The sequence below is a fragment of the Geomonas azotofigens genome, from assembly GCF_018919395.1.
GTDB classification, from domain to species: domain Bacteria; phylum Desulfobacterota; class Desulfuromonadia; order Geobacterales; family Geobacteraceae; genus Geomonas; species Geomonas azotofigens.
The window spans coordinates 487789-513018 of the sequence record NZ_JAHLME010000001.1 but is presented as its reverse complement, the minus strand read 5'-3'; the positions used below and the strand labels follow the sequence as shown (position 1 = coordinate 513018).

Below are 25230 nucleotides of genomic sequence, written 5' to 3'. Positions count from 1 at the left end.
TGACCATTCTGGCCACCCTTGCCGCGATAAATTCCTGGTGCGATGAACTTTCATACGCGCCGCTAGTCACAGCGTATCGGAAACACCATGGGAAACTTGAAGCAATTTGCGCTGCCGCCCCTGGATCGACCAGGGGCGGCTTGACGGGGGGGTAACGAGAGAAGAGGCGGGACCTGCGTCGGTCAGTCGAGGTCGATGATCACGGGTTTCCCCTGACGGGCATTGGCATAGTCACCGAGCTGGGTGTCCTTCTGAGAGATGTGGTTCACCAGCCAGTCCTTCAGGAAGGTGATGATTTCCAGGGAGATGGCCCCGGTGCCGGAAAGAAACTCCTTCTGGATCTCGCCGATTCTTCTGATGAAGAAGGCGTGTTCCCCCACGTGTTCTTCTGTGGCGGGAAACTCGACCTGGGCCATCAGCACTTCTTCCTGTGCGAAGTGGTACGTGGCGTAATCGATCAGCTCGTCCAGCACAGCTTCCAGGCTCTGCCTGGATTTCCTGTCGCAGAACTCGTCGTAGGTCCTGTTGAGCAGTTCCACCAGATGTTCATGATGCTGGTCGATCATCTCGTGTCCAACCGCCAGACTTCCATCCCAAGTCACGATAGGCATACTTCTCCCTCCTCACGCAGATTCATGGTCATGCCCTTAATATCGGAAGGAGAAGCCGGAACTTGAAGAAGTACGGTCTGCTAAAAACCCTATGAGTTAGCGGCAAATGAAAAGGCACCTGCGTGAGGGATGCAGGTGCCGGGACTTCCGATCACGGGCTAAGCCGGGACGAGCCTCCTGCCGAGTTCGAAGGCCTTTTGACAGTTTTCCGGGAAGAGCACGCTGTGTCTTTCCCGCCTCTGCTGCGGATCGAAGTAGTTGAAGACGTACTTGTCGTAGTCGTCGAACTGGACGGTCTCGTTGCAGCAGAGCGTTTCGCAGTCGCCGAAGATCCGGCGCAGGTAGTTCTCGTTGCCCCCCATGTGGACGGCGTAGTTGGCCTCCTGCATCAGGGTTTCCGGCACGTTCATGGTGTAGATGAACGCGGTCCGGATCGTTCTCTCGAACAACGAAGCCGGCGGCTGCGAGTAGACGAAGTACTGGAAGAGGAGCCTTTCCAGGAAGGAGCAGATCTCCCCGGTCGCCCTGCCGAAATAGACCGGCGACCCGAGCACCAGCCCGTCGGCCTGGGCGATCTTCTCGAGGACCGGGGTCAGCCCGTCCCGCATGGCGCATTTGCCGTAGCTCTTGCCCCCCTTCAGCTTGCAGGCGAAGCAGCTCGTGCATCCCTTGAAGTCGATGTCGTAGAGATGAATCAGTTCCGTCTCCGCCCCCTGGGACGCCGCCCCGGCCAACGCCTTCTGCAGCACCTGCGCCGTGTTCCACTTCTTCCTGGGGCTGCCGTTGATTCCGATGACTTTCACGTACGCCTCCTGTACCAGAATTGATTATATGAATCGCCGTTGCCGCGGTGGCGGCACTGGGTTTGAGGGAGGATAGAGCTTGAGGGGGCGTTCTGACAAGTACGATCTTTTTGGTGCCATAGTACCCGGGAGGATACCGGGGCGGTGCTACCAGTGCTTGGGGAGGACGATGCGGAACTCGGCGCCGACGCCGGGGTGGTTGGTGACGTGGATCTTGCCGCCGTGGTTGGTGATGATGCGGTTGGCGATGGGTAACCCGAGGCCGGTGCCGCTCTCCTTGGTGGTGAAAAAGGGGGTGAAGATGTTGTTCAACTGCTCGAGCGGGATGCCGCCGCCGGTGTCGGCGATCTTCACCGAGATGGCATCCTTACCGTCCAGCTCGCCCGGGTGCACCTGGATCGACAGCTGCCCGCCCGGCGCCATGGCCTCCAGCGAATTCTGGATGATGTTGATGAACACCTGCTTCAACTGCTGGCAGTCCCCGAGGAGGAGCTGGCGCTGACGGGGGAACTTGGTGCTGATGCTGATCTGCTTCTCCTCGGCGGTGGGTGCGGTCATGGCGAGGGTCTCGTTGACGATGTCCACGATGTTGCAGCGGGTGTAGCAGATGGTGGTCTTCTTGGAGAAGAGCAGGATCTCGGAGAGGATACCCTCCAGGCGCACCACTTCGCGCACGATCAGGTCGGCGCTGGCCCACTCGTTGCTCTCGGCGGGGAGCTTGCGCGCCAGGCGACCGGCGAATCCGCCGATAGAAACCAGTGGCCCCTTCAACTCGTGCGCGATGCCGGCGGCCATCTCTCCTATGGCGGCCAGGCGCTCCTTCTGGAGCAGGCTCTCCTGGGCCTCGCTCAACTGCCGGTGGGCATCCTCGATCCTGTTGTAGAGTATCGAGTTTTCGATCGCCATGCCGGCCTGGTTGGTGAAAAGCTGCAAAAAGCGCAGGTGCTCCTGGGTGATCGGGGAGAGGGTGAGCGCGTTGTCCACCAGCACCACCCCGACCGTCTGGCCGTGGGCGACGAGCGGCGAGGCGGCCAGCGCGGTGCGCGAGACCGCGGACGCGTCGGAACCGATGCCGGTCTCCTCGGGAATGTAGATGAGCCGCCTCTCGAGCACGGCCTGCGAGGCGATGTTCAGGGTCGGGTCCAGCTCGAGCCTCTTGCCCTGCACCTGCCGGGAGAACTCCGACTCCCGCTGGGCCGCCATCTCGTCCTCGGTGATGTCCCAGCGGCTGGAGAGGAGGTCGTCACCCCCGCCCGGCGGCATGGAGAGGGGAGGGGCGTTCTCCGAGGTGACCCCAAGCATCCCTACCAGCGACCCGGAGCGCTCGTTGGCCAGAAAGAGCATGGCGCGATCGAAGAAAGGGGTGGGGCCGGAGGTGAGGGCGGTCAGGGTCAGGTGGATCAGCTTGTTCAGCTTGATGGTGGAGAGCATGGTGTTGCTCAGCCGGTAGAGCAGGGAGAGTTCCTTCAGCTTCTTCTCGTTCTCCGTGTCGAAGCTGGCGACCCGCTCCTCGCAGATCGCCTCGGTGAGCGCACCGGCGACCAGACGCGCGACGGTCTCGGCCAATTCCGCCTGCCCGGCGGCGACGAGGTCGGCTCCCCCGAACAGGGAGAGCGCGCCGAGGACCTGGCCGTTGCAGCTGAGCGGGGTGCAAAGGGCGTAGCGGCATGACCCCGGCAGGGGGAGCTTGTCGGTCCGGGAGGTGCCGGCGGCCAGGGTGCGGGCGGAGAACCTCTGTTCGAATTCGAGCAGCGCCGTCAACTCCCTCCGCACGCTACTGTGGCACCCCTTGTACACCCTGCCCCGGTTGCGCCCCTTGGGGGTGAGCCGGATCACGGCGCAGCCGGCGACTCCTGAGCCGGTGCAGAGCTTGACCACCTGCGGCAGCAGCGTAGCCGCCGGGACGGGCGCCTCGATGAGCCGGCCCAGCGAGGAGATAAGTGCCAGGTCGCGGCGGGCCTTGTGGGCCTGCTGCTCGGCCGCCAACCCGGACAGGGTGAGCGAGAAGACGGGGACCAACTGCCGGCAAAGGGCGAGGCTTTCCGTGGGGAGTTCGGGGTCGGGACAGGCGAGGGTCAGGACTGCGGTCAGCCCGGTGCCGTCCAGGATGGGAATGGCGGCGAACTGCCCCGCCTCGTCGCTGCCGCGCTCCTCGGGGTGCAGGTCGACGGACGTCCCGTAAATGTCGCGCAGCTCGGCTGCGGCGCGGCCGGCGCAACCCTGCCCGTACGGGATCAGGCAGCCGCGGCTGGCGCCGGAGAGCAGCGAGCTGAAACATTCGCTGAGAACTGGTTCTGTCGAATCGGGAAGATAGAGGGAGGCCGAGGCAATGCCGGGGGTACGGGCAGCCAGGCGGAGCAGGCTGCGGAGCCGGCCCTGGTGCGAGCGGCCGGAAGACTGGGCAACACGTAACGCTTGCTCCAGGAGGTTATTTCCCTTCCGGGCAGCCATGCGCACTCCGAAGGACGAACAACACGTGGGATGGGGGAAACTAGCGGAACCTTTCCTTCTTTTCCTGTTCCATCTTGCAGTCGATGCAGAGGGTGGTCACCGGACGGGCCTTCAGGCGCGCTTCGCTGATGTCCTCTTCGCACACCTCGCAGATGCCGAAGGTGCCCTGGTCGATGCGGTTCAGCGCTTCCTGGATCTTGACGATCAGCTTACGCTCGCGGTCCCGGATGCGCAGTTCGAAGGTGCGGTCGGATTCCTGGGTGGCACGGTCGGTCGGGTCCGGGAAGTTGGTCGTGTCGGAGTTCATCTCCATGACGGTCCGGCCTGCCTCTTCCAGGAGCGATCGTTTCTCTTCCTGAAGGATACCTCTGAAATACTCGAGCTTTTCCGAATTCATGACACCTGCCCTTTCTAATCAATACGACATTAAAGAGGATTTTTGTAAATTAGTAAAGTGAAATTTTCCTCTTAACGAAAAGATGCCGAAAACGCAATGTACGCCGCCAAGGCTCCCAAAGTGGTGCTAGATGGCGTCGAGGGCTTCGGCGAGAGAGGTCACCCCGACCACCTTCATCCCGGCGATATCTTTCTTGGGCGCGTTCCCCTTGGGGACGATGGCCCTGGTGAACCCGTGCTTCACCCCTTCCTTGAGTCTCGACTCCCCGTTGGAGACCGGCCGGATTTCCCCCGACAGCCCCACCTCCCCGAATACCAGCAGGTCCTGCGGCAGCAGCGAGTTCCTGAAGCTGGAGACGATGGCGAGGGCCACGGCGAGGTCGGCGCTCGTTTCCAGCACCCGGATCCCGCCCACCACGTTGACGAAGACGTCCTGGTCGGAGAGGACCAGGCCGCCGTGCTTGGTGATCACGGCGAGGATCATGGCGATGCGGTTCTGGTCCAGCCCGATGCCGAGCCGGCGCGGCGAACCGTACTGGGCCGATACCACCAGCGACTGGATCTCCACCAGCAGCGGTCTGGTCCCTTCCCAGAGCACGCTGATCAGGCTCCCCGGCGCCGCGTTCTCGGTGCGTGAGAGGAAGATGGCGCTTGGGTTCTTCACCTCGCGCAGCCCCCGCTCGGTCATGGCGAAGACGCCGAGCTCGTTCACCGGTCCGAAGCGGTTCTTGGTGGTGCGCATGAGCCGGTAGCGGGCGTCCTCGGTGGAGGAGAGCATCACCTGGGTGTCGACCATGTGGGACAGCGTCATGGGCCCCGCCAGCGACTGGTCCTTGGTGACGTGCCCGACCATGATCAGCACGACGCCGGAAGTCTTGGCGAAGCAGGTGAAGGCGGCGGCTGATTCACGAACCTGGGATACCCCGCCCGGCGCGGCGTCGATACCGGCGGATTGCATCACCTGGATCGAGTCGATCACGACCACCTCGGGGCGCTCGCTCTCGGCCGCCTCCAGGACCCGCTCCACCGAGCTCTCGGCCAGCATCTTGACCCGGTCCAGCGGCAGCTGCAGCCTGCGGGCCCGCCCGGCGATCTGCTGCAGGGATTCCTCCCCGGAAACGTAGAGCACCTCCTTGCTGGCCGCGGCATGACACATGGTCTGCAGCAGGATGGTGCTCTTCCCCGCGCCGGGGTCGCCGCCGATCAGGATCACCGAGCCGGGGACGAAGCCCCCCCCGAGCACCCGGTCGAACTCCTCGCTGCCGCTGGAGAAGCGGGCCTCCTCGGTGCACTTCACGTCACCGAGCAGGGTGACCGCGGAGACGGCGCCGGCGAAGCCGTCGCGCCGTCCGGCACGGGGCTCCGCACCCAGGCGCACCTCCTTTATGGTGCTCCAGGCGTCGCAGGCGCCGCAGTGTCCCTGCCATTTCGGATAGGTCGCGCCACAGTCGGAGCAGACGTACCCGGTCTTCACCTTTACCTTTGCCATACCCCCCCAAAGCCTCGCCGATGGCGAGTGAAAAACTACGTAATGCTAAGCTTTTTGCTCAACAGTGTCAACTCTGGCGCGCTCGCGGGCTCCACCTGCCATTCAGTTTGACAAGGTTTCCCCGGCTAAGATAAAATCAGCTCTTTCCTTTAATGGTTTGCCCTACCCAGGAGGCCCGGTGGCGACTGCCGACAAGAAAAGAGCAAAATCACTCCCGCCCAGCGAGATGGACCGGTTGTCCGCGCTTTGCCGCGACGCAGTCGACGCGCTGAGGGAGGTTTTCCAGGAGATCGGCAACGGGATGATCCCGCCAGCCGAGCCTCTCATGGACCGGGTGCGCGCCCTGGCCCTGGGCGCCCTAAAGGATCCGGCGTCCCTGCTGCAGTTGGATCCGACGCGGGAGGATGACGGCTACACCTTCCGGCACAGCGTGAGCGTCGGGTTGCTGGCCCTGGCCCTGGCGGCGTCGCTTGGGCATGACGCCGAACCGGTGGCGCAGTGCGGGCTGGCGGGGTTTCTCCATGACATCGGCAAGACCCGGGTCGATCTGTGCATCCTGGACAAGCCGGGGAAACTATCCGGGGACGAGGTCCTGGAGATGCGGAAGCACCCGGAGTACGGTGCCGAGATCGTGCGCGGCATGGCCGGGGTGCCGGCGAGCGTGGTCGAGGCGGTGCTCGCGCACCATGTCCGTTTCGACCGGACCGGCTACCCCGAGTCGGCGCGCTCCCTTTGCCTCGGGCTGCCGTGCGCGGTCGTCGCGGTGGCGGATTTTTACGATGCGACCACGACGCTCAGGGCCTACCAGCGCCCGATGCTGCGGGACGAGGCGGTCGAGGCGCTCAGAAGGGCGCGCGGCACCGTGCTGGACGGGACCATCGTGGAAGGGTTTCTGGAACTGACGGACGGGGGAGGTTGAACCGGATCAGGGAAGCTGCGCCAGGGCCGTGGCGGCGGCGGCGCGGGTCTTGTCGAAGGGGGAGGAAAGCAGCTTGATGACGGCGTCGGAAAGCGTGGCCCCTGCGGCCCCTCCGATGCGCCCCAGGGCGAGGGCCGCCTCGGCGTCGAGGATGCCGTCGTTGGCCTCCAGGAACGGGACGAGCTTGGCTGCCAGGGAGGGGTTGCGGTAGCGCGACAGCGCCTCGATGGCCAGGGCCCGCACGGTGACCGCGGGGTCCTGCAGCTTCTCCAGCAGGGTGGCAAGCGCATCGGGGCGGGCCAGTTCTCCCAGGACCTTGACCGCCGCGCACCGGATGTCCTCTTCGGGCCTCCCCGCGCAGTAGTAGAGGATCGGCAGCACCCTCTCGTCGCCGATCCGCCCCAGGGCGTAGATGGCGGCCACCTTGGTGGCGCGGTCGCCGCGTTTGAGGCGATCGAAGACCTCCTCGAGGCTCTCCGCCGCCTCCAGGGCCTCCAGCGCCGTCGAGGCGGACAGGCGCACCTCCGGGTCCGGGTCCTTTAAAAGCGGGATGATGGCGTCGCGCCTTTTGATGCGTTCGGCATGGTCCATAGCGATGATAACTAGCAAAATTCGGCCCGTGGCACAACACAATTTAATCAACAACCCGCCGGGTGGCGGGCAGACAAGGAGATATGGATGGCAAACAGGATCAAATGCGTAGCACTTTCCGCCCTGGTGCTCCCCGGACTGGGACAGTTGTACCGGGGCAGCCGCGTCAAGGGAGGGGTGATGCTCCTGCTGGACAACATCTTCCTGCTCGGGGGACTGTTCATCGGCCTCAGAAGCGCGGGGAAGCTGATGGTCGCCGGCAAACAGGGACTCACCCCGGAGCAGGTGTTGACCGCGATCCAGGCGGATGCCCCTTACGTAAAATGGCTTTTGGGCGCATTCATGATCCTGTGGGCCTACGGAGTGGTGGATGCCGCTTTTTTCAAAGGAGACAATTGACAAACGTTATTTTATTGTGAGATAAGGGTAGCGTTTCCCGGCGGTCCAAGCGGGAAGCAAGGGAGGCGCTCTCTACATGATACGTGCGGAAATTCTGGGGACCGGCGGCTACGTTCCGGCGCGGGTCGTCCCCAATGCTCACTTCGACTACCTGGTGGATGACGCGGACCAGTGGATCCACTCCCGGACCGGCATCCGTGAAAGACGCTTCGCGGCAGCGGAGGAGGCGACCTCGGATCTCGCCACCAACGCCGCCCTCCTCGCCCTCGAAAACGCCGATGTCGACCCCCTCGAACTCGACTGCATCATCGTCGCCACCTCCACCCCCGACATGATCCTTCCCGCCACCGCCTGCATGGTGCAGAAGAACATCGGCGCCGCCAAGGCGTTCGCCTTCGACATGAACGCGGTCTGCAGCAGCTTCATCTACGGCGTCGAACTCGCGGACAACCTGATCCGCTCGGGGAAGTACCGCAAGGTGCTCCTGATCGGCGCGGACACCTATTCCAAGATCCTCGATATGGATGACAGGACCACTGCGCCGCTCTTCGGCGATGGCGCCGGGGCGGTGATCCTGGGGGCGGGACTGTCAGGGAAGGGGATTCAGCACTCCGTTATGCAAAGCGACGGCAACGGCTGGGAGTTGATCCAGGTGCCCTCCTCCGGATCGAGGAAGCCGGTCAGCGCCGAGAGCATCGCGGCCAAGGAGAACACCTTCAAGATGGCGGGCAAAAGCGTGTTCAGCTTCGCCACCGACGTCATTCCGCGCATTATCACCGACCTCGCCGAGCGCGGCGGGGTGAAGCCGGAAGAGATCGACCACATCATCCCGCACCAGGCCAACGTGCGCATCATCGACTTCATCTCCAAGAAGACCGGGATCCCCAAGGAGAAGTTCCTGCTCAACCTGGACCGTTACGGCAACACCGCCGCCGGCTCGGTGGGCCTCGCCCTGGACGAGAACCGGAGAAACGGCGTGATCAAGCCCGGGGAGCTGGTGCTGATGATGGGGTTCGGCGGCGGGCTTTCCTGGGGAGGGGTGCTCTTTAGGGCGTAAGGCAACGACCAAGAATGAGATTGCGTGAGACGATGGATTGCAAAAGGGGACGCACCGGTGGGTGCCGTCCCCTTTTATTTTGCTCGCGTGCCGTCCGCCTCCGTCAGCCCGCCTTTATCCCCGCGATCCCTTCCGGGATATCCACCGGGGTGAGGCTGTTGGCCCGCATCTGGGCGATGAGCGCCTCCCGCGGGACGCGCAGCCGCCACCCGGCGTGGAAACGGTCCGCGGCAAGGAACAGGCCGCCGGGGGCGAGGCGGGCGGCAAGCCCGGCAAAGGCGGCCGTTAACGGTGCCGGCTCGTGCAGCATCGGCCCGCCAAGGAGCCCGTTGCAGAGCACCAGGTGATAAGGTTCGCGCTGCGGCGCGGTGTCGACCCGGTCCAGGTAAAACTCCATGGCAGGCGCGTCCTCGAGCGCCTGGACCCGGGCCCGGTACTCGCGCTCCCGCTCGGCATCGTGCGGGAAATGAAGGTGCGCGGCGGCGAACAGTTCGATCGGCTCCAGGGTCGAGCCGTGCACCGCGCTTTTGTTGCCATGTCTTGTCTCCGCAACAAGTAGCGCGGCCTGATAGGTCCCTTCGCCGCTGCCGCAGGCGGCGTCGAGAACCCGGATCCCGGTTGGGTATCGTCCCGCCTGCCCGCGAAGCCACTGGGCCAGCCACCGGTACTGCTCGGGGTAGCGGTCGAAGCCGCCGCCGAAGTGCCGCGGCAGCATCAGGGCGAACAGAAATGCCGCGCGGGTGTCGCCGTCTGCGGCGATCAGGCGCAGCACCGGGCCCGGATCTGCGCTGTTCAGTCGCGGCGAGAGCTTCTGGAGCAGGTCGAGCCAACTGGCGCAGCTGTGCAGGTAGCTTCCGGAGAGAAGTGGGTCGAAGCGGCAGCCGCGGCGCAGGATCAACTCGAACAAGGCGCGGGGGCGGGCCAGGGGGAAGAGGGCCTCGGTCAGCCCGCGCATTTCATTGCTGATCACGAGGCCGGGAGCCCAAAGCGGGAGGGGATAGCTGGCGGCGTAGCTTGCGAAGTCGGAGGAGAGCCGCCGGATGCGCCGCTCCAGCGCTGCGTCGAGCAGGGAGCCGGGGACCAGGAGCCGTTCCAGCCGCAGCCGGATCTCACCTTGATCGGTGGTTGGGACGAAGGAAAGCTGCATGTCAGATGATGACCTGGTGCAGGTCGCGACGCTGGTAACGCCACCAGAACGCGCCGGCCCGGAAGAACCAGTCGATCAGGAAGACGCTCCAGACGGCGTAAAGGGAAAGCTGCAGCGGGACCGCGGCGATGTAGGAGAGGAGCACCCGGATGCCCCACATGGACACCAGGGTGACCAGGAAGACGTAATGTGTGTCGCCGGTGCCGCGCAGGCTGCCGGCGTAGACGAAGGAGATGGCGAGCGGCACCTGGGCGAAGGCGACCAGGCGCAAAAAGACGCTTCCTTTCTCGATCACCTGCGGGTCGTGGGTGAACAGGGCGATCAGTTGGTGCGGCAGGAAGAAGAAGAGCAGGGCCATGCAGCCCATGACCAGCACGGCCAGCCGAAGCGCCTCCGTGTGGCTCATGTGGGCGCGCCTGAGCTTCCGGGCACCGATGGACTGCCCCATCAGCGTCGCCGCGGCGATCCCCATCCCCGCGCCCGGCATGAAGGAGAGGGATTCGATGGAGAGGCCGATCTGGTGAGCTGCGTAGGCGGCGGTGCCGAAACCGATGATGAACTTGGAGTAGAAGAGCTGTCCCGACTGCTGGGCCACCCGCTCCAGCGCCACCGGGTATCCGATGCCGATCACCTTCTTCAACAGGGCCAGGTCGGGACGTCCGATCTTCAGGTATCCCTTGCGGAGCGCCTGGATCAACAGGTAGCTGAAACCGGCGGCCTCGGAGAGGTTAATGGCGTAGGCTGCTCCGAGAACGCCGTAGCGTGGGAAGCCCAAGTAGCCGTAGATGAGGGGATAGGCAATGGCGACGTGCAGGATGTTCACCAGCAGGATCCCTTCCATCGGGGTGCGGGTGTTGCCGGTTCCCTGCATGATGGCGGACAGGATGTTCAGACCGGCGGTGAAGCCGAAATAGAGGAAGACCAGGCGGATGTAGTCCGAGGCGTAGGCGAGCACGTCCGGGCTCGCCCCCAGAAAGACCGCGATATCCCTCCCGAAGCCGATGCCGAGCAGGGTGGCCGCGACGGCGAGGAGGCCGCAGAAAAGCACCGAGGCGAAGGCGGTCCTGCGGGCTTCCGGGCGCCGTCCCGCGCCCCAGAGATGGGCGATGACCACGTTGGCGCCGGTGGAGAAGCCCCAGAAGACCGTCATGGTGACGAAGATGAGGAGTTGCCCGAGGCCGGTGGCGGCGATGGCCGCGGCCCCGAGGCCGCCCACCATGAAAATGTCCACGATGGAGACCAGACGCTGGAACAGCGAGGAAAGGAGCACCGGCATCGACAGTGCCGCGACGTTGCGACGGATCGAGACCCGCTTGGTGGTTTTATTGGGGGAGAGACGTTTCAAGATGTCGAAAACCTAAAATAAACAGGGATGAAGGGGGGCAGGGGGGCTACCCCCGCCTTATACCCTGCATCCCATTTATCCCTGTTAGTCCTACAGATCCTTTAAAATCTCTTCCTGGCTGCGCACGAAGTTCTTGGCCCGTCCCGACGGCGCGATGATGCCGTAGGCCAGGGCCTCGTTCAGTTCTGCTTCGGTGGCGCCTGCTTCCTTCGCGACCGCGAAGTGCTTCTTGAGTCAGTCGGGGCAACCGACGGCCACGGCGCAGGCGACACGGATCAGTTCCCGGTACTTGACCTCGAGAACTTCCTCATACTCGAAATCCAGGATCTTCTTACGGATTTTCATGGTCCACCTCCTTGCAGGGGAGCTGTCTGACGAGCGTCTACATAACTAGCACAAACGCACGCCTCTGGAAACCTTAACCTGCGGCGCGCTCCCGGCATCGATTATTTCCAGAACGACACCCTCTCCCCTCCACCCAAGTAGATTGCCAACGATCTACACACTGATTCAGAGGCTCTTGATAAGACAATTCCAGGCATTGTGTTAACCTTTCCCCTATGCCTGTTCCAGAAATCCCCCCTGTCAGACAGTTCCCGAATGTTGGCAATGTCATTTTCTGCATCAGCTTGGCTGCCTGTCCGGGATGCGACGGCTAAGGTCTTTCACACCTTCTCTGTTTCCCGTCCTGTATGCCGTCATGGTTTTCGCGGAAGGGCCAATCTCGGGGACCAGCACCAATCCGGCCCGCAGCCTTGGACCGGCAGTGATCTCCGGGGCCTGGCAGGGGTGGTGGATTTACTGGATAGGCCCGTTGCTGGGCACTTTTCTCGGTGTGGCTATGTACCGGTGTATGGGGCCGCGTTGGTTGACTATTGAAGTTGCCAAGCTCCATCACTTCGGCCATGACCGCTACGGCGTATTTCGCGGGAAGCGTTGAGTCGTGGCCCAACCGCAACCGCAAGGAGGACGAGCATGAACGTGCGGCTTGACGGCAAAAGGGCCGTCGTCACCGGCGGCAATTCCGGCATCGGTGAGGCGATTTCACTATGCCTCGCCGAAGCGGGCGCTCTAGTGGCCATCAACTATGTCGACCATCCTGAGGCCGCGCATGCGCTCGTGCAGCGGATTCAGGAGCAAGGCGGCATTGCCATGGCAATCCAAGCCGACGTATCCGATCCCGAGGCTATCGCGAAAATGTTCGAAAGCATTCAGGCTGCCTGGGGTGGGGTTGATATCCTGGTCAACAATGCGGGCATTGATGGTGGTCGTGCCTTGGCCTGGGAGGCAGATATCGCCGCCTGGCGAAAAGTGATCGAGGTGAACCTGACAGGAGCCTTCTGTTGCGCCCGAGAAGCCTTGCGGCGGATGGTGCCGCAGAACAGCGGCGTCATTCTCACCATCAGCTCGGTGCATGAAGAAATTGCCTGGTCGGGTTACAGCGCCTACACGGCCAGCAAGGCTGCCGTATCCATGCTGACCAAGACCCTGGCCCAGGAAGCTGCGCCACACGGGGTGCGCGTGCTCGCTGTTGCGCCCGGAGCGATCAAGACGCCGATCAACCGCGCCGTATGGAGTGATGCCGGGAGCTTGCAGGACTTGCTCGAGAAGATCCCGCTGAAACGAATCGGAGCGCCCGAAGAAGTCGCCCGCATGGTGGTAGTACTGGCCTCGGACATCGCCTCATATGTGACCGGTCGCACCATCTTCGTGGACGGGGGCATGACCGACTATCCCGACTTCGCACATGGCGGTTAGTCGCGGTAAGCGGCCTGGCCATTGACCGGCTGAAATGACCGCGTTCCGAAACCAAAGGAGACATCATGAGTCCCTCGGATCGTTTCGCGCCGGGATGGCCCGGCATCCCGGCGCGCTGGACCTCCAGCGCCAAATCCGGCGTAGGTGTGTCCCTGAGCAACATGAGCCATGTTTGGTTCACTCTGAGCCACGGAATTTTCAACGAGATCTATTATCCACGGATAGACCAGGCCTGCGTGCGCGACATGGGGTTGATCGTCACCGACGGAGCAGATTTCTTCTCGGAGGAAAAGCGTGACGCAGTCAGCGAGGTCCAGTGGTTGGCCGACGGCGTGCCGGCCTTTCGTGTAGTCAGCAGATGCCGTAAGGGGCGCTACCGTATCGAAAAGACGATTCTGACCGACTCCAAGCGGGACACGGTGTTGCAGCAAACCCGATTTTTCGCCCAAGAAGGGGAGATCTCAAGTTATCGCCTATACGTATTGCTCGCTCCGCACCTGGGCAATCATGGAGCCGGCAATACAGCCTGGGTTGACGAATACAAAGGCATTCCCATGCTGTTCGCGGAAAGGGACGGGAGCGCCCTGGCTTTGGCCTGCTCCGTTCCCTGGCGCAATCGTTCCGTCGGATTCGTCGGGTTCTCGGATGGGTGGCAAGATCTGGTGTCCCACAAAAAGATGACATGGGACTATACGCGGGCCGAGAACGGGAACATCGCCCTGACGGCAGAGGTTGACCTTGAATCGGGTAACGGGGGATTTCTGTTAGCCTTGGGGTTTGGACGCAACGCCGCCGAAGCGGGGAACCGTGCGCGTGCGGCACTTCAGGACGGCTTTGACGCTGCGCAATCGGAGTACGTTGAAGGGTGGAACAGATGGCAGGGGCTGTTGCTGCCACTCGATACAGACCGGGGATTGGGCCGGCCAAACTTTTACCGGGTGAGTACGACCGTCTTGCGTGTCCACGAGGCCTTCAATTTCCCGGGGGGAATTATCGCCAGCCTATCGATCCCGTGGGGATTCAGCAAGGGGGACAACGATCTCGGCGGTTATCACCTCGCCTGGCCGCGCGACCTGGTGGGGTCGGCGGGGGGGCTTCTGGCTGCCGGGGGGCACGAGGAGGTTCGTCGCGCACTCTGCTATTTGCAGGCAACCCAGGAAGCTGACGGGCACTGGGCACAGAACATGTGGTTGGACGGCTCCCCCTACTGGAACGGCATCCAGATGGACGAAACAGCCCTGCCGGTCCTGCTCGTTGACCTGAGCCGGCGTGAAAAGGCACTGGCCGCGGACGATATGGCCCGGTTCTGGCCTATGGTTCGACAAGCCGTGGCATATCTGGTCCGCAACGGGCCGGTGAGCCCGCAGGACCGCTGGGAGGAAGATCCCGGATATTCGCCATTCACGGTCGCCGCCGAAATCGCCGCTCTCCTGGCGGCGGCGGATCTGGCCGAGATGCAGCAGGAGCAGTCAATCGCAACGTATCTGCGCGAGACTGCAGATGTGTGGAACGCGTCCATCGACCGCTGGATCTACGTGAAAGGTACCGATTGGTGTCGTGAGTTCGAGGTCGCGGGGTATTACGTCCGGATCGCACCGGTTGAGACGGGAGGCGGTGTGTCTCGCTTTCAAAAGAGTGTTCCGATAAAAAACGTCGCTCCCGGCCAAGCCGAAAGTCCTGCCTACCATCTGGTCAGCCCAGACGCGCTGGCCCTTGTTCGTTTTGGCCTGCGCAGCGCCGACGACCCGCGCATCCTCGATACGGTCAAACTCGTTGATGCTCTGCTCAGGGTGGAGACGCAACAGGGCTCTGTCTGGCGTCGCTACAACGGCGACGGCTACGGTGAACATGGGGATGGCGAACCGTTTGACGGTACCGGGATCGGCCGGTGCTGGCCTCTGCTGACCGGGGAGCGAGCCCATTATGAACTGGCGGCCGGCCGAGAGGGAGACGCACGGCAACTTCAGGCGGCTATGGAAACCTTTGCCGGCGCGGAAGGATTGTTTCCCGAGCAGATCTGGGACGGGGCGGACCTGCCGGAGCGTGAGCTTTTTTTCGGCCGGCCGTCCGGTTCCGCCATGCCGCTTGCATGGGCACACGCCGAGTATCTGAAGCTGCTGCGTTCTCTGCACGATGGACGGGTCTTCGACATGCCGCCGCAAACCGTGCAGCGCTACCTGGTGGAGAAAACAGAATCGCCGTTCATGGTGTGGCGTTTCAACCACAAGATCCGCTCCCTGCCAGCCGGCAAGATACTGCGCATCGAGACACTGGCCCCGGCGGTCATTCACTGGAGCGATGATGAATGGCACACGGTCCATGACGACAAAACGCGCGATACCGGGCTTTCGATCCATAGCGCAGATCTGGCAACGGAATTGCTCTCGGCAGGAAAGGAGATCAAATTCACCATTTATTGGCCGGACCCAGGCCATTACGAAGGCAATGACTTCGTTGTCAGCGTAGATTCCCCGCCGCAGGTGTTTTGCTGAAAAGCGCCGCGGCCGACCTTTGTGCAGGTTTTGTTCTCCGAGCGCGCCGCGACTGCTACACGGAAAAACCGGGAATTGGAAAATTCGCAAAAAAAGAGGCGCAACACCTGATGGTTTGCGCCTCTTTTTTACATTAATTAAAAGGTAGCGGTTAGAACGGGATCTCGTCGTCCGGGTTGAAGGTCGGCTCCTCGTACCCGCCGCCCTGGTTGTAGTCCTGCTGGGGCCTGCCGCCGCCCTGGCGCTGGCCGCCGCCTTCCCCCTTGGCGGAGAGCATCTGCATCTTCTCGCCGACGATCTCGGTGGTGTAGCGGTCCTTGCCGTCCTTGTCGGTCCACTTGCGGGTCTGCAAACGTCCTTCGATATATACGGTCTTCCCCTTGGAGAGGTACTCGCCGGCGATCTCGGCAAGACGCGCCCAGAGGGTGATGTTGTGCCATTCGGTCTTGTCTTCCCAGTTGCCGTCCTTCCCCTTGATGCGGTCGGTGGTGGCCAGGGAGAAGGAAGCTACGGCGGTGCCGCCGGCGGTGTAGCGCACCTCGGGGTCTTTGCCCAGGTTGCCTATGAGCATCACCTTGTTGAGACTTGCCATGGGGATTCTCCTTTGTTCGTGTCACGTTTTGAATTCCGGGAAGTGTATAGAAATCGGGGTCTCATGGCAAGCGATATTGTTTGACTCTCATCGGAAAAAAAAGTAACGTAACCGGTCATGCTGAGAGCTCGTATCTACCTTCTTTTCTTCGTTCCGTACACCTTGTTATGCAGCCTCGCCGCCGTCATTGGCGGACTTTTCGACGCCTCCGGCCGGGCGGGACATGCCTGCGCCAGGGTCTGGAGCCTCGGCTCCCTCTGGGCGGCCCGGATCAAGGTCGAGGTGGAGGGGCTGGAACTGGTCCCGACCGAGGGGCCGGTGATCTACATGGGGAACCACCAGGGTAACTTCGACATCCTGGCCCTGACCCGCGCCATCCCGCGCCTGTTCTCCTGGGTCGCCAAGGAGGAGCTTTTCAGGGTGCCGGTCTTCGGCGCGGCCATGCGTCGCGCGGGCTACATCCCGCTGGACAGAAGCGACGGCAGGAAAGCCCTGAAGAGCATGAACCAGGCGGCGCAGCGGATCGCCGCAGGGGCGAGTGTGGTCATCTTCCCCGAGGGGACCCGCACCAAGGACGGTGCCCTGCTCCCCTTCAAGCGCGGCGCCTTCCTGCTGGCGGTCAAGGCCGGCGTCCCCATCGTCCCCTTCACCATCAACGGCAGCCGGGCGATCAACCCGCGCAACCGCATCGAGTTGAGGCCCGGAACCATCAGGATCAGCTTCGCCGCGCCCATAGAGGTCGCGGGCGTCCCGGAAGCGGAACTCCTGGAGCGGGTACGGTCGGCTATCGCAGCAAAGCTGGAGGTTGAATAAGATGGTCATGGTTTACCTGGTGCTGGCCCTTTGCGGGGTCGGTCTGATCGCGTGGGGACTCCCCGCCGCGCACCGTCTGCGCTCGCCGCTCAACATTGTCGCGGCCGCGACCGTCCTCCTGGGGATGGTGCTCGCCCTGCTGGGCACGCTGCTCGTCGTCGCCCCCAACTTCTTCCAGGGGTAACCCTGAAGCCACAGGAAACAGTAAAAGACATGGAAAAGGTCAAAACCATAGCGGTAAACGTCGCGGCGATCGCGCTGATCTCCGTCGCCCTGTTCTGGGGCAACGCGCTGTACCGGCAGTACGTGCAGTTCGAAAAGGGTGAGAAGGGGACCGCGTCGGGAGACTTTCCCGCGGCGGTGGCGGGCTACGAGGCCGCCATCCACATGTACACCCCCGGCAGTTCCATCGTCCCCCGCAGCGCGCAGAAGCTGTGGGACCTCGGGCAGATGGCCGAGGCGAACCACGACACGGCGCGCGCGCTGATCGCCTACCGCGCCCTCAGGAGCTCGTTCTACGCCGTGGCCGGCATCTACTCGCCGGGACAGGAGTGGATCAAGCGCTGCGACGCCCGCATCGCGGCACTCGTCCCCCCCTCCGCCAAGGCTACGGGCGGCACGGCGCCTTAGCCGGGGCGGTAGCGCTCGAGCGGCAAGCCGATAAAACCAAGGGGGCAGGCCCTGCGGAGCCAGTCCCCTCAATGCAAAGGACTATTTTGGAAGAAAGCAGTATTGAAAATACCGGGCTGAAGTTCGTGGCCCTCGGCGGGCTCGGCGAGATCGGGCTCAACATGGCCGCCTTCGAGTACGGCGACGACATCGTCATCGTCGACTGCGGTCTCATGTTCCCCGAGCCGTACATGCTGGGGATCGACGTGGTCATCCCCGACATCGGCTACCTCGTGGAGCGGGCGGACCGCATCCGCGCCATCCTGCTCACCCACGGGCACGAGGACCACATCGGCGCGCTCCCCTACGTGCTGCGGGACATCAATCCCCCCATCTACGGCACCGCCCTCACCCTGGGTTTCGTCAAGGAAAAACTGAAGGAGTTCGATCTCGACGAGAAGGTCGACCTGCGCGTGGTGAAGCCCCGGGACGTGGTGGAACTGGGCGACTTCATCGTGGAGTTCATCCGGGTGGCGCACTCCACCGTGGACGGCTGCGCCCTGGCCCTCACCTGCCCCGAGGGGGTGGTGATCCACACCGGCGACTTCAAGCTGGACCAGACCCCGGTGGACGGCGAGCTCACCGACCTCCCCACCTTCGCCCGCTACGGCCAGGCCGGGGTGCTGGCGCTCTTCGCCGACTCCACCAACATCGAGCGCGAGGGGTACACCCTTTCGGAGCGGGTGGTGGGTGAGGCCTTCGACGAGATCTTCCCGAACTGCCCCGGCAGGGTTATCGTCGCCGCCTTCTCCAGCAACATCCACCGGGTGCAGCAGGTGGTGCATGCCGCGCAGAAGAGCGGCAGGAAGGTGCTTCTGAACGGCCGCTCCATGATCGCCAACGTGCAGATCGCCCGCGAGCTCGGCTACCTCACCATCCCTGACGATCTCCTCATGGATTTGAAGGAACTTCCGAAGCTCCCCAAGGAGCAGGTCTGCATGATCACCACCGGGAGCCAGGGGGAGCCGAGGAGCTCGCTGATCCGGATCGCCATGGACGACCACAAGCAGATCAAGCTGGAGCGCGGCGACACCGTCATCCTCTCCTCCCGCTTCATCCCGGGCAACGAGAAGACCATCTCCGACCTGATGAACCACCTGTACCGTCGCGGCGCCGAGGTGATCCACGAGAAGGTCTCCGAGGTGCACGTCTCCGGCCACGCCAGCCAGGAGGAGCTGAAGCTTCTGCACAACCTGGTCAAGCCCCGCTTCTTCGTCCCGGTGCACGGCGAGTACCGGCACCTGGTGAAGCACGCCCAACTGGCCCAGAAGGTTGGCACCCCCGAGGAGCGCTGCATCCTGGCCGTCAACGGCGACGTGGTGCTCTTCTCCGGCGACGAGGCGTTGATCGTGGATCACGTCAACACCGGCCGGGTCTTCGTGGACGGCAAGGGGGTCGGCGACGTCGGCAACGTGGTCTTAAAGGACAGGAAGCATCTCTCCGAGGACGGCATGGTGGTGGTGCTGATCGGCATCAACCAGGTGAGCGGCGAGATCATCTACGGCCCGGACATCGTGTCGCGCGGTTTCATCTTCGAGGACGAGAGCCAGCAGTACCTGGACGAGGCGAAGAAGGTGGTGCTGGATACCCTGGCGCTGGTGAGCACCGAGGCGATGACCGACTGGAACGAGGTGAAGCTTGAGGTGCGCCGGGTGTTGCGCCGCTTCTTCAACAAGACTATCGAGCGGCGGCCGGTGATTCTGCCGCTGGTTTTGGAGATGTAGGGTAGGAACCTCACTTTTCCTCCCCCCGGAGGGGGGAGGTCAGGAGGGGGGATGTCAACCTTTCCCCCTCCCCAACCCTCCCCCTCCGGGGGCGGGAGCACAGAAAACGGACAACGCATGACGACTGACGAGAAGATCGAAAAGAAGGAAAAGGTGACCAAGGAGATGAAAGGTATGGGTTTCGGCGTGGCCGGCCTGTTCCTGTTCATTGCGCTTGTCTCGTTCCACGGCGAGGACCTCTCCTTCAACAGCGTCTCCACCTTCGCCCAGACCAAGAACCTGGGAGGGCGCTTCGGCGCGCAGCTGGCCGACCTCTTCCTGCAGCTCTTCGGACTGGCCGCCTACATCTTCCCCTGCACCCTTTTCTACCTGACCTACCGTGCCTTCAGCTCCGACCCGATCCGGTGGCGCCGCTACAAGCTGGTCGGCTTCGGCCTGCTGGTCCTTTCCATCTCCGGCCTGTTCGCCTTCAACCTGCAGTTCACCGAGTTCCTGGGGCAGCGGGTACCCACCGGCGGCTTCGTCGGCTACCAGAGCGCGGACCTTTTGAAGCGCGCCTTCGGCACGATCGGTGCGCTCCTCATCCTGCTGCCGATGCTGGCGGCGAGCGCCATGCTCCTGTCCCGTTTCTCCTTCGTCCTGTTCGCCAACTGGTGGCTGACCGCGCTCAAGGAGAGCTGGGAGAAGAGCAGGCAGCGCCGCGCCCTGCAGCGCGAGCTCGCCTCCGAGAAAGGGGAGAAGGAAGAGAAGCCCCGGCAGCACGCGGCCCCGATCATCAAGCCCGCGGCGGTGCCGCCGCCGGTCCCCGCGCCGGTGGCCAAGAAGGAGAAGAAAAAGGACGACAAGAAGACCGCCCCGGTGCAGGAGGCGTTCGATTTCATCAAGGCGGAAGGGGATTTCAAGACCCCGCCGCTGTCCCTGCTCGATCCGCCCCCCGAGGGGGCCAAGCGCCAGGACAAAGAAACCCTCACCATGAACGCCCGGCTCATGGAGAAAAAGCTCAAGGACTTCGGCGTGGAAGGGGAGGTGGTGGAGATCTGCCCCGGCCCGGTCATCACCATGTACGAGTTCTCCCCCGGCCCCGGCATCAAGGTGAGCCGCATCGCGGGCCTGCAGGACGACCTGACCATGGCGCTGCAGGCGCACTCGATCCGCATCGTCGCGCCGATTCCGGGCAAGGGCGTCGTCGGCATCGAGCTCCCCAACCGGGAGCGCGACATGGTGTCGCTGCGCGAGATCTTCAACTCCGAGCAGTTCCACAAGGGGAAGATGAAGCTCCCGATGGCGCTCGGCAAGGACATCGCCGGCACGCCGCTCGTTACCGACCTGGCCAAGATGCCGCACCTCCTGGTCGCCGGCGCCACCGGCTCCGGTAAATCGGTCGCCATCAACACCATGATCCTGTCGCTTCTGTACACCTCGACCCCCAACGATGTCAGGATCATCATGGTCGACCCCAAGATGCTGGAGCTCTCGGTCTACGAGGGGATCCCGCATCTCCTGCTCCCGGTGGTCACCAACCCCAAGAAGGCGGCCCTCGCGCTCAAGTGGGCCGTCGAGGAGATGGGGCGGCGCTACCGCCTCATGTCGGACAAGGGGGTCAGGAACATCGACTCCTACAACCGCGAACTGGAGCGGCAGGAGAAGGAAGACGCCGAGAACCGCGCCCGCGAGACCGTCGTTGTCGAGGAGATCGACGAGGCCGATCACCTGGAGGACCCGGAGGACATGGAGGCGCGCGAGGCGGCCATCCAGGCCTTCCTGGCCAAGGAGGAGCAGCTGGAACACGGCCACCTTCCTTACATCGTGGTCATCGTCGACGAGCTCGCCGACCTGATGATGGTGGCCGGTCGCGAGATCGAGGAGTCCATCGCCCGCCTGGCCCAGATGGCGCGTGCCGCCGGCATACACCTGATCCTCGCCACCCAGCGCCCGTCGGTCGACGTCATCACCGGCCTCATCAAGGCCAACTTCCCGGCCAGGATCTCCTTCCAGGTCTCCTCGAAGATCGACTCCCGCACCATCCTGGACGGCAACGGCGCCGAGTCGCTCTTGGGCGCCGGCGACATGCTCTTCCTCCCGCCGGGGACCTCGAAGATGCTCCGCTCCCACGGCGCCTTCGTTTCCGACGCCGAGGTGCAGCGCGTGGTCGAGTTCCTGAAGAAGCAGGGGAAACCGGTGTACGAGAAGTCGATCCTGGAGATGAAGGCGAGCGACGAGAAGGGAGGTGGCGACGACGAGGAGGATATCGACGAACGCTACGACGACGCCCTGGCCCTGGTGGCCGAGGCGAAGCAGGCCTCGATCTCCATGATCCAGCGTCGGCTGAGGATCGGCTACAACCGCGCCGCCCGCATCATCGAGAAGATGGAGCAGGAAGGGGTCATCGGGCCCTCCGACGGCACCAGCAAGCCCCGCGAAGTTTTTATCAACAAGATTTAGTCGCAGGGGACTGGCTCCGCAGGTGCCTGTCCCCCTGATCAACAAGATCTAGTCGCTCAGGGGATTGGCCGGTGCCTGTCCCCCTTACAAGGAGGCCCAATGAACCTTTGTCGCAAGCCTAACCTGGCTCATTTCGCCGTCACCATCATCGGCAAGGACCGCACCGGTATCGTGGCGGACACCTCCGAGGTGCTCTACAAACTCGGCTGCAACGTCGAGGACTCGAGCTGCACCATGCTCGGTGGCGAGTTCGCCATGATCCTGATCGTCTCCCACGAGAAGCCCTTCTCCAAGAAGAAGCTGGAAGAGGAGTTCGCCGCCAAGACCGCCGGCACCGGCCTTTCCGCCTTCGTCAGGACGTTGAAGGACGACGAGGTCTGCTACCAGGGGCCGGAAGGGGAGCTCTGCCTGATCTCGGTGTACGGCTCCGACAAGCCGGGCATCGTCTATCGCATCACCCGCGAGCTCGCCGACCGCGGTGTCAGCATCGCCGACCTCAACACCAAGCTGATTGGAAAGCCGAGCGAGCCCGTGTACGTACTGGTGCTCGAGGCCGCGCTCCCCCAGGGGCTCTCGGTGGAGGATGTGACCGCCCTGCTGGAAAAACTGAAAAAGGAGCTGAGTGTGGAGATTTCGGTGCGACTCATTACGCCGGTTTCCCTCTGATTCTATATGGCAGTTAAACCGATAGTCGTTTATCCCGACCCGATATTGAAGCAGGCCTGCGCCCCGGTGCAGGCCATCGACGATGAGATAAAGCAGTTGATCGAAGACCTGGTCGACACCATGCACGCCGGCCCCGGTTCCGTCGGTGTTGCCGCGCCCCAGATCGGCGTCTCCCGGCGCGTCTGCGTCATCGACGTCTCCAAGAACCGTCACGGCAAGGAGAACAACCACGGGCTGCTCTTGATGATCAACCCGGAGATCCTGGCCAAAAGCGGCGGCGCCGTGATGCGCGAGGGGTGCATGAGCGTCCCCGATTACACCGGCGACGTGGAGCGCGCCACCGAGCTCACCCTGCGCTTCACCGAGCCTGACGGTAGCGTGCGCGAGTTCGAGGCCTCCGGCTTCGAGGCCGTGGCGATCCAGCACGAGATGGACCACCTGGACGGCTTCCTGTTCCTGGACCGCATCGCGTCGCTCAAAACCGGCCTGTTCAGGCGCAAGAGTTACAAATAGCTTCCACACTGGATCACTCTCCTCCCCCCGGAGGGGGGAGGTTGGGAGGGGGGAAGCTTCACAAAGACTCTGCGCGCCCCCTCCCTGACCCTCCCCCTCCGGGGGAGGGAATGTTAACAGCCTAAGCTCTTGGATCGTCATGAAACTTCTTCTCATCATTTCCGCGCTGCTTTACGTCGCCTCGATCCGCCGGCCGATTTTCGTGGCGGCGCTCGGCTGTAGCCTGGCCTACCTCGCCTCGCGTGGCATGGGGTTGGGACGGCTCCCCCTGATCGGCCCCCAGGACACCCTGGCCTTCTTCTCGGGGTCGCTCGGGCTCATGGGGCTTCCCTTCATCTATAGCCGTCAGACCGCGGGCATACGCTGGTTCTGCTGGGGGTGCGGCGCGCTGGCCGGACTCTTCGCCGCCTTGGCGCTCCCCTTCCCGACCATCAACATGCCGCTGCCCCCCATCCTCGACACCTACTGGTTCGAGCTGCATGTTGCCCTGGCTTTCTTCGCCTACGGCCTTTTCGGCATCGCCGCGCTGTTGGGTGTCGCGTACCTGCAGGGAGGTGGCAAGGCGGCGCTCGACCTGCAGTACCGGGCCGCGCTGGTGGGCTACAGTTTCTTCTCGCTCTCCATGGTCTCCGGCGGCATCTGGGGGTACTACGCCTGGGGCACCTACTGGCTGTGGACCGCGAAGGAGCTCTGGACCTCCATCCTGTGGATCTTCTACTCGCTCTACCTGCACCTGCGCCTCAAGGGTCAGGCCTGGGAGCGCGGCTTCGCCTGGCTGGGCATCGTCGGCTTTTTGGTGACGCTCTTCACCTACCTGGGCGTCAGCATGCTCATGCGGAGCTCGCACAGTTTCTAGTCGAAAGTTTGGTGCTTTGGGGACAGGCACCTGCGGAGCCAGTCCCCGGGCCGGAAAAAGAGGGAACGCCCTTGTTTAAAAAGCTCTACACCACCTTTTGCTCCCTGAACCTCGGCCTCTGGCTCATGACCGGGGTCATGGTCACCCTGGCCCTGGGCTCCTTCTCCAGCGCCAGCTCGGAGCAGGGCGGCCTCAACGACATGCCGCTCCTCTTCTGGCTGCAGCGCGCACCCCTCGGCTACTCCTGGTGGCTCTGGCTTTGCGTCGCCTGCATCGCGGTTCTCTTCGTCAACGCGCTCATCTGCTCCATCGACGCCCTGCGCCGCAAAGGGCGCAGCGTGGCACCGCACCTGATGCACGCGGGCTTTTTGCTCATCGTCCTGGCCCACCTTCTCTCCGCCTACGGCGGCTTCAAACAGCAGATGCAGTTGCCGCAGGGCGATTCCTTCGGCTTTCCGGACGGCGAGCGGGTCGTTGTGGAGCGGATTACCGGACAGGTGGGGCCAATGGGGATGATGAGCGGCTATCGCGCGGACCTGCGGCTCTCGGATGGCCTGCACGCGGTGCAGCCCAACCAGCCCCTCTTCCACAAGGGGTACGGCATCTACGTCAAGGACGTGGCGCTCAGTCCGGTGCCGGTGGCGCTCTTCGAGGTGCACAAGGAGCCGGGTGCGTTGACCGCGTTCATCGGGGCGTTGATCTTTACGGTGGGGAACCTGATGCTGCTGGCGCAGCGCAAGGGGAGATAAGTAAAAAGAAGGGGCGCCTGGCGGCGCCCCTTTTCGCATTACTTGAGGACTTTGACACTCTTGATGATCATCGGCGTCTGCGGTACGTCCGGCATGCCGTTGACGCCCTTGCCGGTCTTGGTGGTCGCGATTTTGTCGACCACGTCCATCCCCTCGATGACCTTGCCGAAGACGGCATAGCCGTACCCCATCTGCCCGCCGGCGGGGTTGTGGTTCAGGAAGGTGTTGTTCTCCACGTTGATGAAGAACTGCGAGGTGGCGGAATCGACCACCATGGTGCGGGCCATGGCGATGGTGCCGCGATCGTTCTTAAGCCCGTTGGCCGCCTCGTTCTTGATCTGGGCCCTGGTCTGCTTGGGCACCAAGTCCTGGCTCAGGCCCCCGCCCTGGATCATGAAGTTGGGGATGACGCGGTGGAAGATGGTCCCGTTGTAGAAGCCGCTGTTCGCGTAGTCGAGGAAGTTCTTGACCGAGATGGGCGCTTTTTCCTGGTTCAGCTCTACCTTGATGGTGCCCTGGTTGGTCTCGATCAGCACCACCGGGTTCTTCGTCTCGGCGGCGAAGGCGCCGCCCACCAGGAAGAGCCCCAGGATCAGAGCGTGGATGAATCTTTTCAGCATGTTTTCGTACCTCCTCTGGGATTGGTAATCGTTGCACCCTTATAAGCCAATCCCCGTCCGCGGTCAACCACTTAGGAGGCCTTCCGGCAACTAAGGGTTGACAGATCAGGCGTCGCCGTGGAAAATGC

At 63.3% G+C, this 25230-nt stretch carries 26 protein-coding genes; 15 read left to right on the top strand and 11 right to left on the bottom strand.

What is annotated here, in order from left to right; genetic code table 11:
• Nucleotides 1-182: 182 nt before the first annotated feature.
• The 5 genes from KOL99_RS02340 to radA all read right to left on the bottom strand — a co-directional run bounded on the left by KOL99_RS02340 (nucleotide 183) and on the right by radA (nucleotide 5750).
• On the bottom strand, nucleotides 183-611 hold the full coding sequence (locus KOL99_RS02340; RefSeq protein ID WP_216508886.1) for a bacteriohemerythrin: 429 nt from the start codon (nucleotides 609-611) through the stop codon (nucleotides 183-185).
• 158 nt (nucleotides 612-769) lie between these two features.
• Nucleotides 770-1414, bottom strand: a complete 645-nt coding sequence (locus KOL99_RS02335; RefSeq protein ID WP_216508885.1) for a flavodoxin family protein — start codon at nucleotides 1412-1414, stop codon at nucleotides 770-772.
• A 147-nt stretch (nucleotides 1415-1561) separates the two neighbouring features.
• On the bottom strand, nucleotides 1562-3865 hold the full coding sequence (locus KOL99_RS02330; protein ID WP_216508884.1) for a GAF domain-containing sensor histidine kinase: 2304 nt from the start codon (nucleotides 3863-3865) through the stop codon (nucleotides 1562-1564).
• Nucleotides 3866-3905: 40 nt separating this feature from the next.
• Nucleotides 3906-4262, bottom strand: coding sequence for an RNA polymerase-binding protein DksA (dksA, locus tag KOL99_RS02325; protein WP_183343984.1), 357 nt, complete (start codon nucleotides 4260-4262; stop codon nucleotides 3906-3908).
• Between the two features lie 126 nt (nucleotides 4263-4388).
• Nucleotides 4389-5750, bottom strand: coding sequence for a DNA repair protein RadA (radA, locus tag KOL99_RS02320; protein WP_216508883.1), 1362 nt, complete (start codon nucleotides 5748-5750; stop codon nucleotides 4389-4391).
• Between the two features lie 178 nt (nucleotides 5751-5928).
• Between radA and KOL99_RS02315 the strand changes: the two genes are divergently transcribed.
• Nucleotides 5929-6669, top strand: a complete 741-nt coding sequence (locus tag KOL99_RS02315) for an HD-GYP domain-containing protein (RefSeq protein WP_328759463.1) — start codon at nucleotides 5929-5931, stop codon at nucleotides 6667-6669.
• Nucleotides 6670-6675: 6 nt separating this feature from the next.
• Here the strand turns inward: KOL99_RS02315 and KOL99_RS02310 are convergent, their stop codons facing one another.
• The gene (locus KOL99_RS02310; protein WP_236025739.1) at nucleotides 6676-7278 is read right to left on the bottom strand and encodes a HEAT repeat domain-containing protein; all 603 of its coding nucleotides are present in this window, start codon (nucleotides 7276-7278) and stop codon (nucleotides 6676-6678) included.
• Between the two features lie 69 nt (nucleotides 7279-7347).
• On the opposite strand from KOL99_RS02310, the gene KOL99_RS02305 reads away from it, so the two are divergent.
• Nucleotides 7348-7659: a hypothetical protein gene (locus KOL99_RS02305; RefSeq protein WP_216508882.1), complete on the top strand. Its 312-nt coding sequence runs from the start codon at nucleotides 7348-7350 to the stop codon at nucleotides 7657-7659.
• 76 nt (nucleotides 7660-7735) lie between these two features.
• Nucleotides 7736-8716, top strand: a complete 981-nt coding sequence (locus KOL99_RS02300; RefSeq protein ID WP_216508881.1) for a beta-ketoacyl-ACP synthase III — start codon at nucleotides 7736-7738, stop codon at nucleotides 8714-8716.
• A gap of 103 nt (nucleotides 8717-8819) precedes the next feature.
• Here the strand turns inward: KOL99_RS02300 and KOL99_RS02295 are convergent, their stop codons facing one another.
• The 3 genes from KOL99_RS02295 to KOL99_RS21735 form a co-directional block, all read right to left on the bottom strand.
• Nucleotides 8820-9863 carry a methyltransferase domain-containing protein gene (locus KOL99_RS02295; protein WP_216508880.1) on the bottom strand — a complete coding sequence of 348 codons (1044 nt, stop codon included), beginning with the start codon at nucleotides 9861-9863 and terminating at the stop codon, nucleotides 8820-8822.
• 1 nt (nucleotide 9864) lies between these two features.
• On the bottom strand, nucleotides 9865-11208 hold the full coding sequence (locus KOL99_RS02290) for an MATE family efflux transporter (protein ID WP_216508879.1): 1344 nt from the start codon (nucleotides 11206-11208) through the stop codon (nucleotides 9865-9867).
• A 90-nt stretch (nucleotides 11209-11298) separates the two neighbouring features.
• Entirely contained in the window at nucleotides 11299-11553 is a 255-nt protein-coding gene (locus KOL99_RS21735; RefSeq protein WP_268898899.1) for a GSU3128 family (seleno)protein, read from the bottom strand.
• 301 nt (nucleotides 11554-11854) lie between these two features.
• On the opposite strand from KOL99_RS21735, the gene KOL99_RS21960 reads away from it, so the two are divergent.
• The 3 genes from KOL99_RS21960 to KOL99_RS02275 all read left to right on the top strand — a co-directional run bounded on the left by KOL99_RS21960 (nucleotide 11855) and on the right by KOL99_RS02275 (nucleotide 15458).
• Nucleotides 11855-12148: an aquaporin gene (locus tag KOL99_RS21960; RefSeq protein WP_407931843.1), complete on the top strand. Its 294-nt coding sequence runs from the start codon at nucleotides 11855-11857 to the stop codon at nucleotides 12146-12148.
• A 35-nt stretch (nucleotides 12149-12183) separates the two neighbouring features.
• Entirely contained in the window at nucleotides 12184-12966 is a 783-nt protein-coding gene (gene fabG, locus KOL99_RS02280; protein ID WP_216508877.1) for a 3-oxoacyl-ACP reductase FabG, read from the top strand.
• A gap of 65 nt (nucleotides 12967-13031) precedes the next feature.
• Nucleotides 13032-15458, top strand: coding sequence for a glucan 1,4-alpha-glucosidase (locus KOL99_RS02275; protein WP_216508876.1), 2427 nt, complete (start codon nucleotides 13032-13034; stop codon nucleotides 15456-15458).
• Nucleotides 15459-15609: 151 nt separating this feature from the next.
• Here the strand turns inward: KOL99_RS02275 and KOL99_RS02270 are convergent, their stop codons facing one another.
• Nucleotides 15610-16050 carry a single-stranded DNA-binding protein gene (locus KOL99_RS02270; protein WP_216508875.1) on the bottom strand — a complete coding sequence of 147 codons (441 nt, stop codon included), beginning with the start codon at nucleotides 16048-16050 and terminating at the stop codon, nucleotides 15610-15612.
• 117 nt (nucleotides 16051-16167) lie between these two features.
• On the opposite strand from KOL99_RS02270, the gene KOL99_RS02265 reads away from it, so the two are divergent.
• The 9 genes from KOL99_RS02265 to KOL99_RS02225 all read left to right on the top strand — a co-directional run bounded on the left by KOL99_RS02265 (nucleotide 16168) and on the right by KOL99_RS02225 (nucleotide 24482).
• Nucleotides 16168-16863, top strand: a complete 696-nt coding sequence (locus KOL99_RS02265; RefSeq protein WP_216508874.1) for a lysophospholipid acyltransferase family protein — start codon at nucleotides 16168-16170, stop codon at nucleotides 16861-16863.
• Between the two features lies 1 nt (nucleotide 16864).
• A complete protein-coding gene (locus tag KOL99_RS02260; RefSeq protein WP_216508873.1) occupies nucleotides 16865-17047 on the top strand; it encodes a hypothetical protein in 183 nt (60 codons plus the stop codon).
• 29 nt (nucleotides 17048-17076) lie between these two features.
• Nucleotides 17077-17493 carry a hypothetical protein gene (locus tag KOL99_RS02255; protein ID WP_216508872.1) on the top strand — a complete coding sequence of 139 codons (417 nt, stop codon included), beginning with the start codon at nucleotides 17077-17079 and terminating at the stop codon, nucleotides 17491-17493.
• A 71-nt stretch (nucleotides 17494-17564) separates the two neighbouring features.
• Nucleotides 17565-19256, top strand: a complete 1692-nt coding sequence (locus KOL99_RS02250) for a ribonuclease J (protein WP_236025738.1) — start codon at nucleotides 17565-17567, stop codon at nucleotides 19254-19256.
• A 117-nt stretch (nucleotides 19257-19373) separates the two neighbouring features.
• Entirely contained in the window at nucleotides 19374-21698 is a 2325-nt protein-coding gene (locus tag KOL99_RS02245; protein ID WP_216508871.1) for a DNA translocase FtsK, read from the top strand.
• A gap of 99 nt (nucleotides 21699-21797) precedes the next feature.
• Nucleotides 21798-22364: a glycine cleavage system protein R gene (locus tag KOL99_RS02240; RefSeq protein ID WP_216508870.1), complete on the top strand. Its 567-nt coding sequence runs from the start codon at nucleotides 21798-21800 to the stop codon at nucleotides 22362-22364.
• 6 nt (nucleotides 22365-22370) lie between these two features.
• Nucleotides 22371-22877, top strand: a complete 507-nt coding sequence (gene def / locus KOL99_RS02235) for a peptide deformylase (protein WP_216508869.1) — start codon at nucleotides 22371-22373, stop codon at nucleotides 22875-22877.
• A gap of 139 nt (nucleotides 22878-23016) precedes the next feature.
• A complete protein-coding gene (locus KOL99_RS02230; protein ID WP_216508868.1) occupies nucleotides 23017-23733 on the top strand; it encodes a cytochrome c biogenesis protein in 717 nt (238 codons plus the stop codon).
• Between the two features lie 71 nt (nucleotides 23734-23804).
• Nucleotides 23805-24482 (top strand): cytochrome c biogenesis protein ResB, encoded by a 678-nt coding sequence (locus KOL99_RS02225; RefSeq protein WP_216508867.1) that lies wholly within the window; start codon nucleotides 23805-23807, stop codon nucleotides 24480-24482.
• A 38-nt stretch (nucleotides 24483-24520) separates the two neighbouring features.
• Here the strand turns inward: KOL99_RS02225 and KOL99_RS02220 are convergent, their stop codons facing one another.
• Entirely contained in the window at nucleotides 24521-25102 is a 582-nt protein-coding gene (locus KOL99_RS02220; protein ID WP_216508866.1) for a peptidylprolyl isomerase, read from the bottom strand.
• Nucleotides 25103-25230: the final 128 nt, after the last annotated feature.

Excerpts from the sequence above, each read along its gene's own strand:
- KOL99_RS02340 (WP_216508886.1), bottom strand. The coding sequence starts at position 611 with ATGCCTATCGTGACTTGGGATGGAAGTCTGGCGGTTGGACACGAGATG.
- KOL99_RS02330 (WP_216508884.1), bottom strand. The coding sequence starts at position 3,865 with ATGGCTGCCCGGAAGGGAAATAACCTCCTGGAGCAAGCGTTACGTGTT.
- dksA (WP_183343984.1), bottom strand. The coding sequence starts at position 4,262 with ATGAATTCGGAAAAGCTCGAGTATTTCAGAGGTATCCTTCAGGAAGAG.
- radA (WP_216508883.1), bottom strand. The coding sequence starts at position 5,750 with ATGGCAAAGGTAAAGGTGAAGACCGGGTACGTCTGCTCCGACTGTGGC.
- KOL99_RS02305 (WP_216508882.1), top strand. The coding sequence starts at position 7,348 with ATGGCAAACAGGATCAAATGCGTAGCACTTTCCGCCCTGGTGCTCCCC.
- KOL99_RS02300 (WP_216508881.1), top strand. The coding sequence starts at position 7,736 with ATGATACGTGCGGAAATTCTGGGGACCGGCGGCTACGTTCCGGCGCGG.
- KOL99_RS02295 (WP_216508880.1), bottom strand. The coding sequence starts at position 9,863 with ATGCAGCTTTCCTTCGTCCCAACCACCGATCAAGGTGAGATCCGGCTG.
- KOL99_RS21960 (WP_407931843.1), top strand. The coding sequence starts at position 11,855 with ATGCGACGGCTAAGGTCTTTCACACCTTCTCTGTTTCCCGTCCTGTAT.
- fabG (WP_216508877.1), top strand. The coding sequence starts at position 12,184 with ATGAACGTGCGGCTTGACGGCAAAAGGGCCGTCGTCACCGGCGGCAAT.
- KOL99_RS02275 (WP_216508876.1), top strand. The coding sequence starts at position 13,032 with ATGAGTCCCTCGGATCGTTTCGCGCCGGGATGGCCCGGCATCCCGGCG.
- KOL99_RS02270 (WP_216508875.1), bottom strand. The coding sequence starts at position 16,050 with ATGGCAAGTCTCAACAAGGTGATGCTCATAGGCAACCTGGGCAAAGAC.
- KOL99_RS02265 (WP_216508874.1), top strand. The coding sequence starts at position 16,168 with ATGCTGAGAGCTCGTATCTACCTTCTTTTCTTCGTTCCGTACACCTTG.
- KOL99_RS02260 (WP_216508873.1), top strand. The coding sequence starts at position 16,865 with ATGGTCATGGTTTACCTGGTGCTGGCCCTTTGCGGGGTCGGTCTGATC.
- KOL99_RS02255 (WP_216508872.1), top strand. The coding sequence starts at position 17,077 with ATGGAAAAGGTCAAAACCATAGCGGTAAACGTCGCGGCGATCGCGCTG.
- KOL99_RS02250 (WP_236025738.1), top strand. The coding sequence starts at position 17,565 with ATGCAAAGGACTATTTTGGAAGAAAGCAGTATTGAAAATACCGGGCTG.
- KOL99_RS02245 (WP_216508871.1), top strand. The coding sequence starts at position 19,374 with ATGACGACTGACGAGAAGATCGAAAAGAAGGAAAAGGTGACCAAGGAG.
- KOL99_RS02240 (WP_216508870.1), top strand. The coding sequence starts at position 21,798 with ATGAACCTTTGTCGCAAGCCTAACCTGGCTCATTTCGCCGTCACCATC.
- def (WP_216508869.1), top strand. The coding sequence starts at position 22,371 with ATGGCAGTTAAACCGATAGTCGTTTATCCCGACCCGATATTGAAGCAG.
- KOL99_RS02230 (WP_216508868.1), top strand. The coding sequence starts at position 23,017 with ATGAAACTTCTTCTCATCATTTCCGCGCTGCTTTACGTCGCCTCGATC.
- KOL99_RS02220 (WP_216508866.1), bottom strand. The coding sequence starts at position 25,102 with ATGCTGAAAAGATTCATCCACGCTCTGATCCTGGGGCTCTTCCTGGTG.